Origin of the sequence: Secundilactobacillus silagincola (genome assembly GCF_002583405.1) — a bacterium.
Taxonomy (GTDB): domain Bacteria; phylum Bacillota; class Bacilli; order Lactobacillales; family Lactobacillaceae; genus Secundilactobacillus; species Secundilactobacillus silagincola.
In genome coordinates this window covers 1-387 of record NZ_BCMJ01000031.1, presented here as the reverse complement: position 1 = coordinate 387, position 387 = coordinate 1, and the positions used below count along the sequence as shown (strand labels likewise).

General features: G+C 47.8%; 1 protein-coding gene. It reads right to left on the bottom strand.

Going from position 1 to position 387, the window contains the following annotated elements:
* On the bottom strand, positions 1-387 hold a 387-nt coding region (locus tag CES82_RS12560), incomplete at both ends, for a hypothetical protein (RefSeq protein ID WP_180245743.1).

Below are 387 nucleotides of genomic sequence, written 5' to 3'. Positions count from 1 at the left end.
GCGTCGTATCTGCTTGCGTGGTCCCATCGTAGAATTTAGTACTGTCCTGAACCTGAACTGTTGCCTGCGTATTCGGTGTAATGGTTAACTTACCGGCAACCGTCTTCACATTATAGTTGGGATTGTCACCCAACTGCACTGTGATGGCATAACCGTCGTTTTGTACGTTTGTATCCTGACTCAGATCAGTCAGACTGTAATTCAATTTAGCCGCTTGCTGACCGACAACTTTTGCTTGATTATCGTTGCCAGTATAGCTCTGGCCGTCATAGCTCTTCGTCAAAGTTGGCGCGATGATCGTTACTGGTGCCGCTGTAATGTGGAACTGACCACCGGTCACGTTGGCACTTTCAAGCGTGTAATTCGGGTTAGCTTGCTGTAGCTTCT